This window comes from Microbacterium sp. H37-C3 (assembly GCF_027157935.1).
Lineage (GTDB): Bacteria > Actinomycetota > Actinomycetes > Actinomycetales > Microbacteriaceae > Microbacterium > Microbacterium plantarum.
On the sequence record NZ_JAPVLR010000003.1, the window covers coordinates 439,229 to 451,920 of the forward strand.

Annotated in this window: 14 protein-coding genes and 1 riboswitch; of the genes, 11 read left to right on the forward strand and 3 right to left on the reverse strand. The window is 70.1% G+C overall.

Annotated features, from left to right (window positions below; genetic code table 11):
* Positions 1 to 42: 42 nt before the first annotated feature.
* From trpS to O1W71_RS11160, 11 genes are all read left to right on the forward strand, one after another.
* Positions 43 to 1,047 carry a tryptophan--tRNA ligase gene (gene trpS / locus O1W71_RS11110; protein ID WP_112617419.1) on the forward strand — a complete coding sequence of 335 codons (1,005 nt, stop codon included), beginning with the start codon at positions 43 to 45 and terminating at the stop codon, positions 1,045 to 1,047.
* Positions 1,040 to 1,570 carry a hypothetical protein gene (locus O1W71_RS11115; protein ID WP_269267894.1) on the forward strand — a complete coding sequence of 177 codons (531 nt, stop codon included), beginning with the start codon at positions 1,040 to 1,042 and terminating at the stop codon, positions 1,568 to 1,570. The genes trpS and O1W71_RS11115 overlap by 8 nt, the downstream gene beginning before the upstream one ends.
* A 23-nt stretch (positions 1,571 to 1,593) precedes the next feature.
* A complete protein-coding gene (locus tag O1W71_RS11120) occupies positions 1,594 to 2,157 on the forward strand; it encodes a GNAT family N-acetyltransferase (RefSeq protein WP_269267895.1) in 564 nt (187 codons plus the stop codon).
* Positions 2,158 to 2,231: 74 nt separating this feature from the next.
* A complete protein-coding gene (locus O1W71_RS11125) occupies positions 2,232 to 3,095 on the forward strand; it encodes an Fpg/Nei family DNA glycosylase (protein WP_269267896.1) in 864 nt (287 codons plus the stop codon).
* A 56-nt stretch (positions 3,096 to 3,151) separates the two neighbouring features.
* Positions 3,152 to 3,298: riboswitch (FMN riboswitch) on the forward strand.
* A gap of 57 nt (positions 3,299 to 3,355) precedes the next feature.
* The gene (ribD, locus tag O1W71_RS11130) at positions 3,356 to 4,438 is read left to right on the forward strand and encodes a bifunctional diaminohydroxyphosphoribosylaminopyrimidine deaminase/5-amino-6-(5-phosphoribosylamino)uracil reductase RibD (protein ID WP_269267897.1); all 1,083 of its coding nucleotides are present in this window, start codon (positions 3,356 to 3,358) and stop codon (positions 4,436 to 4,438) included.
* Positions 4,438 to 5,070 carry a riboflavin synthase gene (locus O1W71_RS11135; protein ID WP_269267899.1) on the forward strand — a complete coding sequence of 211 codons (633 nt, stop codon included), beginning with the start codon at positions 4,438 to 4,440 and terminating at the stop codon, positions 5,068 to 5,070. Before ribD ends, O1W71_RS11135 begins: the two co-directional genes overlap by 1 nt.
* Entirely contained in the window at positions 5,067 to 6,386 is a 1,320-nt protein-coding gene (ribA, locus tag O1W71_RS11140; RefSeq protein WP_114588578.1) for a GTP cyclohydrolase II, read from the forward strand. Before O1W71_RS11135 ends, ribA begins: the two co-directional genes overlap by 4 nt.
* Positions 6,383 to 6,856, forward strand: a complete 474-nt coding sequence (gene ribH, locus O1W71_RS11145; protein WP_112617425.1) for a 6,7-dimethyl-8-ribityllumazine synthase — start codon at positions 6,383 to 6,385, stop codon at positions 6,854 to 6,856. Before ribA ends, ribH begins: the two co-directional genes overlap by 4 nt.
* Before the next feature lie 40 nt (positions 6,857 to 6,896).
* Positions 6,897 to 7,247, forward strand: coding sequence for a Fe-S protein (locus tag O1W71_RS11150; RefSeq protein ID WP_269267902.1), 351 nt, complete (start codon positions 6,897 to 6,899; stop codon positions 7,245 to 7,247).
* A gap of 221 nt (positions 7,248 to 7,468) precedes the next feature.
* Positions 7,469 to 8,911: an MFS transporter gene (locus O1W71_RS11155; RefSeq protein ID WP_269267903.1), complete on the forward strand. Its 1,443-nt coding sequence runs from the start codon at positions 7,469 to 7,471 to the stop codon at positions 8,909 to 8,911.
* Positions 8,912 to 9,033: 122 nt separating this feature from the next.
* Entirely contained in the window at positions 9,034 to 10,014 is a 981-nt protein-coding gene (locus O1W71_RS11160; RefSeq protein ID WP_269267904.1) for an NADP-dependent oxidoreductase, read from the forward strand.
* A 12-nt stretch (positions 10,015 to 10,026) separates the two neighbouring features.
* Here O1W71_RS11160 and O1W71_RS11165 read toward each other — a convergent pair whose 3' ends face one another.
* The 3 genes from O1W71_RS11165 to O1W71_RS11175 are packed head-to-tail and all read right to left on the reverse strand — an operon-like array spanning position 10,027 to position 12,649.
* Positions 10,027 to 10,854, reverse strand: coding sequence for an ABC transporter permease (locus tag O1W71_RS11165; protein ID WP_269267905.1), 828 nt, complete (start codon positions 10,852 to 10,854; stop codon positions 10,027 to 10,029).
* A complete protein-coding gene (locus tag O1W71_RS11170) occupies positions 10,851 to 11,711 on the reverse strand; it encodes an ABC transporter permease (protein ID WP_269267907.1) in 861 nt (286 codons plus the stop codon). Before O1W71_RS11170 ends, O1W71_RS11165 begins: the two co-directional genes overlap by 4 nt.
* The gene (locus O1W71_RS11175) at positions 11,708 to 12,649 is read right to left on the reverse strand and encodes an ABC transporter ATP-binding protein (protein ID WP_112617431.1); all 942 of its coding nucleotides are present in this window, start codon (positions 12,647 to 12,649) and stop codon (positions 11,708 to 11,710) included. Before O1W71_RS11175 ends, O1W71_RS11170 begins: the two co-directional genes overlap by 4 nt.
* Positions 12,650 to 12,692 lie beyond the last annotated feature (43 nt).

Here is a 12,692-nt window from a genome sequence, read left to right on the forward strand (position 1 = left end):
ACGGGGCGACGGCCCGCGGGGCGACGCCCGTAGACTCTTCTGGTGACCAAGCCCCGCCTGTACTCCGGAATGCAGCCGTCCGCCGATTCGCTCCAGATCGGCAACTACATCGGGGCTCTCATGCAGTGGCGCGACCTGCAGGAGACCTACGACGCGTTCTTCTCCGTCGTCGACCTGCACGCCCTCACTCAGCCGAATGACCCCGCCGAGCTGCGGGCGAAGACCCGGCGCACCGCGGCGCAATACATCGCGGCGGGCATCGAACCCTCGCGCTCGACGCTGTACGTGCAGTCGCACGTCCGCGCGCACGCCGAGCTCGCCTGGGTGCTCTCGACCATCACCGGGTTCGGCGAAGCCGGCCGGATGACGCAGTTCAAAGACAAGTCGCAGCGCTACGGCGCCGACGCCACCAACGTGGGGCTCTTCACCTACCCGGTGCTCATGGCCGCCGACATCCTGCTCTACCAGACCGACATCGTGCCCGTCGGCGACGACCAGAAGCAGCACGTCGAGCTGACGCGCACCCTGGCCGAGCGGTTCAACTCGCGCTACGGCGAGACGTTCCGCGTGCCGATGCCGGTCATCCAGCAGGACACCGCGCGCATCTACGACCTGCAGAACCCGACCTCGAAGATGTCGAAGTCCGCCGAGTCGGATGCCGGCGTGCTGTGGCTGCTCGACGACCCGAAGGTGTCGGCGAAGAAGGTCATGCGGGCCGTCACCGACTCCGAGGGCTCGGTTCGCTACGACCGCGAGAACAAGCCCGGCGTCTCGAACCTGCTCGTCATCTACGCCGCGCTGACGGGCCGCCAGATCCCCTCGATCGAGGACGAGTACGCCGGTCGCGGCTACGGCGACTTCAAGAAGGGCCTGGCCGAGGTCGTCGTCTCCGAGTTCGGCCCGGTCCGCGAGCGTGCCCTCGAGCTGCTCGACGACCCGGCCGAGCTCGACCGGGTGCTCGCGTCGAACGCGGCGCGCGCCGACGAGGTCGCCGACCGCACGCTCGCTGACGTCTACGACAAGTTGGGACTGCTGCGTCGTGTCTGACAACGAATCGACCGCGCCCGACGCCGGGCTGTCCGCTGCGACCGACGGCAGCCAGAACGCCGCGCCGGCGACCACCGCATCGGAGATGCCGGTCGAGCCCTCGGCGAAGCTGATCACGGCGCTCGATGAGGCGGCGGCGGCGTCGAAGGCCTCCCCCGCCGACGCCGCCGTGCAGGAGCGACTCTGGCGCGCCGCCTTCGCGCTCGACCGCTGGCTCTTCATCGCCCGAGGCTCCGACGACGAGCCCACCCCGTTCGCGCTGCGCTCGGACGAGGGCGCCGTGATCTTCGCGTTCTCCACCGCCGACCGCGCCCATGAAGCCGCCCTCGGTTTCGGCCTGCCCGAAGAGGAGGCGTCGCGCCTCCTCGCCGTGCCGCTCCCGTCGGCCGCGGCGTGGGTCGCGTCCTACGCCGAGGCCGGCGTCGAAGCGATGGTCTTCGACGCACCCGGCAACGGTGCGATGGCTCCCCTGACGAACCTCGCCGCGATGGCGGTCTACATCTCGCAGAACCCCTCTGCCTGACCCCGCCTCGGTAGGGTCGGGGGATGGAACCGGTGACCCTCCGAACCGCGCGGCTCGAGCTGTCGGTGCCCACTCTCGACGACGTCGACGCGATCACCGCTGCGGCGCAGGATCCCGAGGTCCCGCGCTGGACCACCGTGCCCTCTCCCTACACGCGCGAGCACGCCGAGGGGTTCATCGCGAAGGCTGCGGCCTGGTGGGACGAGCAGTCCGAGCTGACGTGGGGCATCCGCCGGGACGGCCAGTGGATCGGCATGATCGGCCTGCACCGCGTGAGCCCGGAAGGTGCCGCGGAGATCGGGTTCTGGATGAGTGCACCGGCGCGCGGGCACGGCTACCTGAGCGAGGCGGCCCGCGCGGTCATCGACTTCGGCTTCGCCGAGCCGCTGGCACTCGCGCGCATCGAATGGCGGGCGATCGTCGGCAACGAGGCATCCGCGCGTGCGGCGCGCGGCCTGGGATTCCGTTACGAGGGGATGCTGCGCCAGGGCCTCTCGGACCTCCGAGGCCGCCACGACGGCTGGATCGCCGGCATCCTGCCCGACGACGACCGCGCGCCGCAGCCCTGGCCGATCCTCACCGACTGAACCAGTCTCGAACCAGGCCGCGGCCCGGGCACAAGCCCGTGCCGCGTGGGGGTGGTGCGTGCCAGGATGACGCCATGCCCGAGATGCCGGAAGTGCAGGGACTCGTCGACTACCTCGGCGGTCGCCTCGCCGGACGCCGCATCACGAAAGCCCGGGTCAGCGCGATCTCCGCGCTGAAGACGTACGACCCGCCGATCGAGACGCTCGAGGGCGCGACGGTGACCGCTGCATCCCGTCACGGCAAGTTCGTCGACCTGGCCACCGACGGCGGCACGCACCTGGTCTTCCACCTCGCCAAGGCGGGGTGGCTGCGCTGGTACGACGCGCTGCCGTCGACCGTCATCCGCCCCGGCAAGACCCCGATCGCGCTCCGCGTCGGCTTCGACGACGACTCGGGGTTCGATCTGACCGAGGCCGGCACGAAGAAGTCGCTCGCGGTCTACGTCGTCCGTGATCCGGCCGAGGTGCCGGGCATCGCCCGGCTCGGTCCCGACCCGCTCGATCCCTCGTTCGACCGCGACACCCTGGCGGGCCTGCTGGCGGGCCGCCGTACCCAGATCAAGGGTGTGCTGCGCGATCAGTCCATCGTCGCGGGGATCGGCAACGCCTACTCCGACGAGATCCTCCACGCGGCGAAGATGTCGCCCTACGCGCTGGCCGCGAATCTGGACGACGCGGAGGTCGACCGGCTCTACACCGCGCTCAGCGCGACGCTGGCCGAGGCCGTCGCTGCGGCATCGGGCAAGCCTCCTGCAGACCTGAAGGACGCCAAACGCCGCGGGATGCGGGTGCATGGGCGCCGCGGCGAGGCGTGCCCGGTCTGCGGCGACGAGGTGCGCAGCGTCTTCTTCGCCGACAACAGCCTGGAGTACTGCCCGACGTGCCAGACGGGCGGCAAGCTGCTCGCGGATCGCCGACTCTCCCGCCTGCTCAAGTGACGGCGGAAGTCGGGAATGCCGCAGGCAGCGCCGCGTTGAGTACGATCGGAGTATTGAACGTGCTCCGGGGTCGGTGAGAATCCGAACCGGCGGTGAGAGTCCGCGACCCTCGAGGCCCTCGGGCCGAGAGGTTGATCCGGTGGAATTCCGGGACCGACGGTGATGCGACGCGAGTCGCTAGTCCGGATGAGAGGAAGCACGGCAGCGTTCGCGCTGCGCGCGCCCGCCCGCGTCCCCGGAGACTGACCGAAGGACGAAGGATGCCGGGCACCACCGACCGCGAGATCGCCGCGATGCGTCGCGCTTTCGAGCTCGCCGGCAACGGTCCGCGCGGGCTGAACCCGCAGGTCGGCGCCGTGCTCCTGGCACCCGACGGGTCCGTGCTCGCCGAGGGCTGGCACCGTGGCGCGGGCACTCCCCACGCCGAGGTCGACGCACTCACTCAGCTCTCCGCCGGCGCGGCCCGCGGCGCCACCGCCGTGGTGAGCCTCGAGCCCTGCAACCATACCGGCCGCACCGGCCCGTGCGCGCTCGCGCTCATCGAGGCCGGCGTGGCGCGGGTGGTCTACTCCGCGTCCGACCCGGGCGACGCATCGGCCGGCGGCGCGCAGCGCCTGCGTGCTGCCGGGGTCGACGTCGTCGGCGGGGTGCTCGCCGACGAGGGTCACGCGCTCATCCACGACTGGCTCACCGTACAGCGCCTCGGCCGCCCGCACGTCACCGTGAAGTGGGCGCAGTCGCTCGACGGTCGCGCCGCGGCCCCCGACGGCACGAGCCAGTGGATCACCGGCCCCGCCGCACGAGCAGACGTCCACCGCCGGCGCAGCGAGGCCGACGCCATCGTCGTGGGCACCGGCACCCTGCTCTCCGACGATCCCGCCCTGACGGCGCGGCGTCCCGACGGCACTCTCTACGAGCGGCAGCCGATGCCCGTCGTCCTCGGTCAGCGTGCCGTGCCCGACGACGCGCTCGTGCGTCGACACCCGCTGCCCCTCCTGCACCGCGACGGCGAGAACCTCGGCGGCGAGAGCGCGAACGAGCCCTCGCTGATGACGCAGTTGCGTGAGCTCGGGGTGCAGCGCGTCTTCGTCGAAGGCGGCCCGACCATTGCCAGCGCCTTCATCCGGGCAGGGCTCGCCGATGAGATCCTCGCCTACATCGCCCCGACCCTCATCGGCTCCGGCACGGTCGGCGACGACCGCCCGGCGCTGCGTTCGCTCGGCGTCGAGACGATCACCGACCAGCGACGTCTGCGCGTGCGCTCGGTCGAGACCCTGGGCGACGACCTGCTGATCGTCGCCTCCCCCGCGCCCCCGACATCCCCGTCCGAAGGAGACGCCTGATGTTCACAGGAATCATCGAAGAGATCGGCGAGGTCGTTGCCGTCGAGCCGTCGGGCGACGGCGTGCGGATCACCGTGCGCGCGCCGAAGGCGGTGTCGGATGCCGGCCACGGCGACTCGATCGCCGTCAGCGGCGTCTGCCTCACGGTGGTCGACCAGGGTGACGACTGGTTCACGGCAGACGTCATGCGCCAGACCCTCGACGTGTCGAGCCTCACCGGGATCGAGCCGGGCCGGGCCGTCAACCTCGAACGCGCGCTCGCGGCGCACACCCGGCTGGGCGGGCACATCGTGCAGGGACACGTCGATGGACTCGGCCACGTCCTGGAGGTGCGCCCCGGCGAGCAGTGGCGCGTCCTGCGCATCTCCGTGCCCGCCGACCTCGCCCCGCTCGTCGTGGACAAGGGGTCGATCACGGTCGACGGCGTCTCCCTGACCGTCAGCGCCGTGAGCGCCGCCCACGTCGCGGAGGCCTGGCTCGAGGTCTCCCTCATCCCCGAGACGCTCGCCGCGACGACCCTCGGCGACCGGAGCGCCGGCGACGCGGTCAACCTCGAGACCGACATCCTCGCCCGACACGTCCAGCGGTTGCTGGCATTCACCACCCACTCGAACGAAGGAGGCTCCCGATGAGCCTTTCTCCCCTCTCCGAGGCGCTCGACGCGCTGCGGGCCGGAAAGCCGATCATCGTCGCCGACGATGAGAACCGCGAGAACGAAGGCGACGTCATCCTGTCGGCCGCGCTCGCCACACCCGAGTGGATCGCGTGGACGGTCCGTCACTCGAGCGGCTTCATCTGCGCGCCGATGCCCGCCGAGTGGGCCGACCGGCTGGATCTCCCGCCGATGGTCGAGACGAACGAGGATGCCCGCGGCACCGCCTACACCGTCTCGGTCGACGCCGCCGACGGCGTGACCACCGGCATCAGCGCGGCCGATCGCGCCCGCACCCTCACGGTGCTCGCCGATCCCGCGTCGACGCCGGGCAGCGTCATCCGTCCGGGCCACATCCTGCCTTTGCGCGCCGTCGAGGGCGGTGTGCGCGAGCGCAGCGGTCACACCGAAGCGGCGGTCGAGCTGATGCAGCTCGCCGGTCTCGAGCCGGTCGGCGCGATCGCCGAGATCGTCGCGGACGACGGCTCGATGATGCGGATGCCGGGCCTGCTCGAGCTCGGCGAGCGCGACGGCATCCCGGTCATCACGATCGAGCAGCTCATCGCGCACCTCGACGAGACCGACCCCCGTCCCGCCGGGGGCGCCGCTTCGAACCGGCGCCGCGTGAGCCTGCGTGCCGAGGCGCAGGTGCCGACGTCGCACGGCACGTTCCGCTTCCTCGCGTACAAGGACCGCGTCACCGGCACCGACCACATCGCCGTCGTCTCGGGCGACCTCGCAGATGCCGCCCCACTCGTGCGTGTGCACTCGGAGTGCCTCACGGGCGAGGCGTTCGGCTCGCTCAAGTGCGAGTGCGGCCCGCAACTGGATGCCGCCCTCGACGCGATCGACCGCGACGGCGGGATCGTCATCTACATGCGCGGTCATGAAGGTCGCGGCATCGGGCTGATCAACAAGCTCCGCGCCTACCAGCTGCAGGAGCGCGGGCTCGACACCCTCGACGCGAATCTCGCGCTCGGGCTTCCCGCTGACGCCCGCGACTACGCCGCGGCTGCCGGCATCCTCGCCGATCTCGGCGTGGGCAGCATCCGCCTGCTGACGAACAACTCCGACAAGGTGTCGCAGCTGCGCGCGCTCGGCCTCGACATCGCCGAGCAGGTTCCGCTGCTCGTCGGCGTGGGCGCCAACAACCACCAGTACCTCGCCACGAAGCGCGACCGCATGGGCCACATCATCGACGACGCCGAGCTGAGCGCGGCGCTCGCCCGCGGCACCGTGGCGGCCCCCGCGGACGAGACCACCGACCCTCGACAGAACTCGGAGAACATCGCATGAGCGGACACGGCGCTCCCGAACGCCAGAAGATCGACGCGGGCGACCTGAAGGTCGTCGTCGTCGCCGGCCAGTGGCACGACGTCATCACCGACGGTCTCATCGCCGGCGCCGAGCGCGTGCTCGAGGAGTCGGGTGCGGCCTGGCGGCTCGTGCGCGTGCCGGGATCGTTCGAGCTCCCGGTCGTGGCAAAGGCCGCGCTCGATTCCGGAGCGGATGCCGTCGTCGCCCTCGGCGTCATCATCCGCGGCGGAACGCCCCACTTCGACTTCGTGTCGTCGGCGGCCACCGACGGGCTGACGCGCGTCGCGATCGACACGGGCAAGCCGGTCGGTTTCGGCGTGCTCACCCTCGACGACGAGCAGCAGGGCATCGACCGGGCGGGTCTGCCCGGCTCGAAGGAGGATAAGGGCGCGGAGGCGGCGGATGCTGCACTGCGCACGGCGCTGACGCTGCGCTCGCTTCGCGGCTGACACTGTGTCGGCACCCCATACCTTCAGCTAGGCTGAGGGTATGGAAACCCTCCGCGGAATCGTCCTCGTCGTCCACCTCATCGGTTTCGCCACGCTCTTCGGCGCCTGGCTCGTCGAAGCCCTCGGCGCCCGCCGCATCACGCGGGTCATGAGCTACGGCCTCCTCGTCGCCGGTGTCGCCGGGCTCGCCCTGGCAGCACCGTGGGGAACCGACCACGAGTTCAACTACGTCAAGATCACCGTCAAGCTCGTCATCCTGCTCGTGATCGGTGCGCTGCTGGGCATCGGCTCGGCCCGCCAGAAGCGCGCCCAGGCGGTTCCCGCCGCCATCTTCTGGCTGATCGGAATCGGCACGGTGGCCAACGTCGCGATCGCGGTGCTCTGGCGCTGACACCCCCGGACTGCGGTCCACCACGCGCGGATGCCGCGACTCGGAACACCGGGTCGCGGCATCCGCCGTAGAATGGACGATCGTGCGTCGCCGACACCGTCGACGCCGCCGGTGATCCCCGCGTCGAACGTCCGCCGCACCACCCCGCCTCGGACGTCCGCCCACCGGCACGCTCCCACGAGGGCGCTCACCCGTTCTCCCAGACAGGCATCACACCGCACATGTCATCCGCCACCGCGGCTCCCACCGCGCCCGCGAACCCCCGTTCCCGCGTCATCACCGCCAGCCTCGTCGGCACCACGATCGAGTTCTACGACTTCTACGTCTACGCGACCGCGGCGGTCCTGGTCTTCCCGATCCTCTTCTTCCCGAGCGACGACGACACCGCGTCGCTCCTCGCCTCGTTCGCGGTCTTCGGCGCCGCGATGATCGCGCGTCCCATCGGCGCCGTCGTCTTCGGCCACTTCGGCGACAAGTTCGGCCGCAAGGCGACCCTCGTCGCCTCGCTCCTCACGATGGGCATCGCGACGATCCTCATCGGATGCCTCCCCACCTTCAACGACATCGGCTGGTGGGCGGCGCTGCTGCTCCTCGTGCTGCGTCTCGCGCAGGGCTTCGCCCTCGGCGGCGAATGGTCGGGAGCGGCGCTCGTCGCCACCGAGAACGCCCCGAAGGGCAAGCGCGCCTGGTACGGCACCTTCCCCCAACTGGGCGCGCCGATCGGTTTCATCATCGCGAACTCGGTCTTCCTCGTGATCTACTTCGCGCTGCCGCACCCCGACGGCCCGGCCCAGCGTTCCGAGGAGTTCCTCGCCTGGGGCTGGCGCGTGCCGTTCCTGTTCTCGGCCGTCATGGTCATCGTCGGCCTGTGGGTGCGCCTCAAGCTCGTCGAGAGCGAGACGTTCTCGAAGGCGGAGAAGACCGGCGCCATCCGCAAGTTCCCGCTCGGATCCGTCATCCGCGGACACTGGCGCGCGCTGATCCTCGGCACCTTCATCATGCTCGCGACCTACGTGCTCTTCTACCTGATGACGAGCTTCACCCTCGCGTACGGCACCAAGCCGACCCTCGAGACCGCGCAGGCGACCGCCGAGGCATCGGGCGCGGCCTTCGACGCCGCGGCCTACGTTCCGGGCCTCGGGTTCGGGTTCACCGACTTCGTCATCATGCAGATCGTCGGCGTGATCTTCTTCGGCATCTTCACGCTGCTGTCGGGCCCCGTCGCCGACTCGATCGGCCGCCGCAAGCTGCTGCTGTGGGTCACCGGCGTCATCGCGGTGTTCGGCCTGCTGTTCGCGGTCTTCCTCGCACCGCAGCTCGACCCGAAGTTCACCGGGGCGCTCGTCCAGGCGTTCCTCGTGCTCGGCTTCATGCTCATGGGCGCGACGTTCGGCCCGATGGGCGCGCTGCTCCCCGAGCTGTTCCCGACCAACGTTCGCTACACCGGCTCGGCCATCTCGTACAACGTGGCGTCGATCCTCGGTGCCGCCGTCGCGCCCAGCATCGCGACGACCCTGTGGGCGCTCGCGGGCGGCTCGACCTGGCTCGTCGGCGTGTACCTCACGGCGTCCGCCGTGCTCACCTTCATCGCCCTGTGGCTATCGAAGGAGACCAAGGACTCCGAGTACGACGCGAACATCGGCGAGGCGGCAGCCACACGCTGATCCCCGCCTCGGACGACGGATGCCGCGGGCCCTCGGGCTCGCGGCATCCGTCGTTGTCAAGGTCTCCCCACCCCCTCATTCGCGGTCTACTGTCTGACTCACATTGAGGTGAGGAGCCCGTCATGAAGAAGGTCACCGAGGCATCCGTCGTCGAATACGAGCAGCCCGGCGGGCCCGAGGTCCTGCGTCTCGTGAAGCGCCCCCTCCCCGCGCCCGAAGCCGGGGAGGTGACGGTCGAGGTCATCACGATGGGGCTCAACCACATCGACGGCTTCGTGCGCTCGGGCGCCGAGAAGGAGTGGGACGACCCCTATCCGCGCCGCTCGGGCAGCTGCTTCGCGGGAACCGTCATCGCGGCAGGCCCCGGCACCAGCGGGTTCCCCGTCGGCACCGATGTCGTCGGTCACCTCCGATCGGGCGCGCACGCGAGCCACGTCACCGTCGCGGTGGAGCGGCTGGTCCGCAAGCCTCGCGGTGTGACCTTCGAGACCGCGGGAGGGCTGTATCTCGCGGGGACCACCGCGCTCGACATCCTCGACGAGCTCAAGATCGACGCCGACGACACCGTCGTCATCTCCGCAGCGGCCGGCGGCGTCGGCAGCATCGAAGCGCAGATCGCGATGCATCGCGGCGCCCGGGTCATCGGCACGTGCGGCGAGCGCAACTTCGACTACCTGCGCCAGCTCGGGGTCAAACCGGTGCGCTACGGCGAGGGGATCGTCGAGCGCATCCGCGCTCTCGCTCCCGGGGGCGTGACCGCGTTCATCGACAACTTCGGTCAGGATGGGCGCGAGGTGGCCGAGACTCTCGGCGTGCCCGCGGGGAGATTCCGTTCGAGTGCTGACCGGCGCGACCGTGAGGTCGCCCTGCTCTCCGACAGTCCGGATGCTGTCGCCCACGGCACGACGCAACTGCGGAAGGTGGTCGAGCTCGCCGAGAAGCGGGTCGTCTCGCCGCTCGTGTCGGGCTTCTACCCGCTCGCGGACGTCGCGGAGGCGTACGACGACCTCCAGAGGCTGCATTCGCGCGGCAAGGTCGTGCTCGCGACGCATCCGGTCAATCCGCGCCGCATCGGCAAGGCCCGCGAGGTCATCGAGTCGTAGCGCCGGGCGCGGTCAGTCGAGGAACAGGGCGCGCAGCCGCTTCGTGGTGAAGACCAGACCGAGGCCGATCATCACGACGAAGTAGAGCACGTGCCACAGCATTCCGGCGGAGAGGATGCCGGTTGTCAGCCCGCGGATCAGCTCGACGCCGTGCCACAGCGGCAGCGCCTGCACGATCACCTGCACCCACTCGGGATAGACCGTGATCGGGTAGAAGGTCGCCGAGAACAGGAACATCGGCAGCAGCACGAAGTTGATCCAGTCCATGTGCTGGAAGGTCTTCATGTAGCTCGTGACGGCCATGCCGATGCTCGCGAACCCGAAGGCGATGAGCAGCACCGCCGGGAGGGCGAGCACGGCGGTCCATGCGAGGTTCAGCCCCAGCACCTGCATGATGATCATGAAGCCGGTGGCGTAGACGAGACCGCGAAGCAGCGCGTACAGGATCTCGCCGAGGGCGACGTCGAGCGGCCCGAGCGAGGTCGACAGCATCCCCTCGTAGAGCTTGCCGTAGTTGAGCTTGAAGAAGACGTTCCACGTCGAGTCGTACACGGCACCATTCATCGCCGAGACCGCGAGCAGCGCGGGAGCGATGTACGCCGCGTACGGGACCTCGGCTCCCGACGAGGTCTCGATCTCGCCGATGAGGGCGCCGAGCCCGATGCCGAGAGACGCGAGATAGAACACGGGCTCGAAGAAGCCCGAGAGCACGACGATCCAGCTCGACGAACGAGCCGCGATGAGACCGCGCTGCACGACCGCGCCCGGGTTGCCGGCCCACAGTGCGCGTACGCCCCCGCGGCGGCCCGTCGGCGTATCCGGCGCGATCACGGCGCTCATTTCGCGAGCCTCTCGGTGAAGACACGGCGGCCCCAGAGGTAGCCGACGGCGGCGAGTGCGAGCAGGTAGAGCACGTGCACGGCGATCATCCCGGCACCGATGTCGGCCCCGTAGGTCGCCGCGCGCCCCAGCTCGGCGCCGTGCCACAGGGGCGAGATCCACGCGACCCACTGCAGGCCGATCGGCAGGGTCTCCACGGGGTAGAACGTGCCGGAGAAGAGGAACATCGGCATGAAGATGAACCGCTGCACCAGAGCGAACTGACCTTTGTCGTCCTGGATCGACCCGGCATACGCCATGAGCGGGATGCCGAAGGCGACTCCAGCCGCGACGCCCGCGAGGATCGACAGCCAACCCGTGGTGGGATTCGGCACAGCCCCGAAGGGCAGGAGCCAGATGAAGAGGTAGTAGGCGGAGACGGCGACGATCATCCGCGCGGTGGCCCCGATGATGACGCCGTTCGCGATCTGGGGGCTCGACAGCGCCGACGCGTTGAATCCGTAGAAGTAGCGGCGCCACTTGAAGCCCGCCATCATGGGATAGGTCATCTCCTCGGAGGCCACGGCGATCGCGGCGGTGACGAGCAGCGCCGGCGCGACGAACGGGAGATAGCCGACCTCCTGGCCGTGGGAGGAGATCGGCGCGGTGATGAGGGCGGCGAGGCCCACCGCGAGCCCGAGCAGATACATGATCGGCTGCCCGACGGCGCCGACGACGATCGTCCAGCCGTAGGCGCGCATCGCACGGACCATGTGCTCGGCGACGTACCAGGTGCCGTAGCGCCGGGGCTTGCGCCCACCGGCCATCGCCTCGGCGCGCAGCTCGTCGAGCGTGGGGTGCGCGGTCTGGGTGCTCATTCGATCAGCGACCGTCCGGTCAGGCGCAGGAAGACGTCTTCGAGGCTCGATCGGCGCACGAGGCTCGTCAACGGCGTGAGCCCCACCGCCGAGACACGCTCGAGAGCCGCCTCACCGTCGTGCGCGTAGACGAGGATGCGGTCGGGCAGCACCTCGACGCGGTCGCCGATGCCCCGCAGCTGAGCGGCCGCCGACTCGTTGCGGTCGGACCCGAAGCGCACCTCGAGGACTTCACGGCTCGAGTGCTCGCGGATGAGCGAGGCCGGCGTGCCCTCGGCCATGATCCGCCCCTTGTCGACGACGATGAGTCGGTCGCACAGCTGCTCGGCCTCGTCCATGTAGTGGGTCGTGAGGACGAGCGTCGTGCCACGCTCCTTCAGACGGAACAGCCGGTCCCACAGCACGTGGCGGGCCTGAGGGTCGAGGCCCGTCGTCGGTTCGTCGAGCAGCAGGATGCGCGGGTCGTTGATGAGGCCGCGCGCGATCGTGAGGCGCCGCTTCATGCCGCCCGACAGCTGATCGACCTTGTTCTTGGCCTTGTCCTCCAGCTGCGCGAACGCGAGCAGCTCGTCGGCCTTCTCGTGGCAGACCTTGCCCGGAAGACCGAAGTACCGCCCGTAGATGTAGAGGTTCTCGCGGGCGTTCAGCTCGCCGTCGAGGTTGTCCTGCTGGGGCACCACCCCGAGCCGGGATCGGATCTCGGGGCCGTAGCGATCGGGATCGAGCCCGAGGATCTGCAGGTCGCCGCCGCTGCGGGTGGACACCGCGCCGATCATCTTCATCGTGGTCGACTTTCCCGCGCCGTTCGGGCCGAGCAGCCCGAAGGACTCTCCGGGCGCCACCTCGAACGACAGGTCATCGACGGCGACGAAGTCGGGCTTGCCCTTCACGGCATAGGTCTTGCGCAGCCCACGGGCGGAGATGACGGATTCTGGCACGCGACAACACTAGCGACGACGTCCGACGACGACCGGGGCCGCG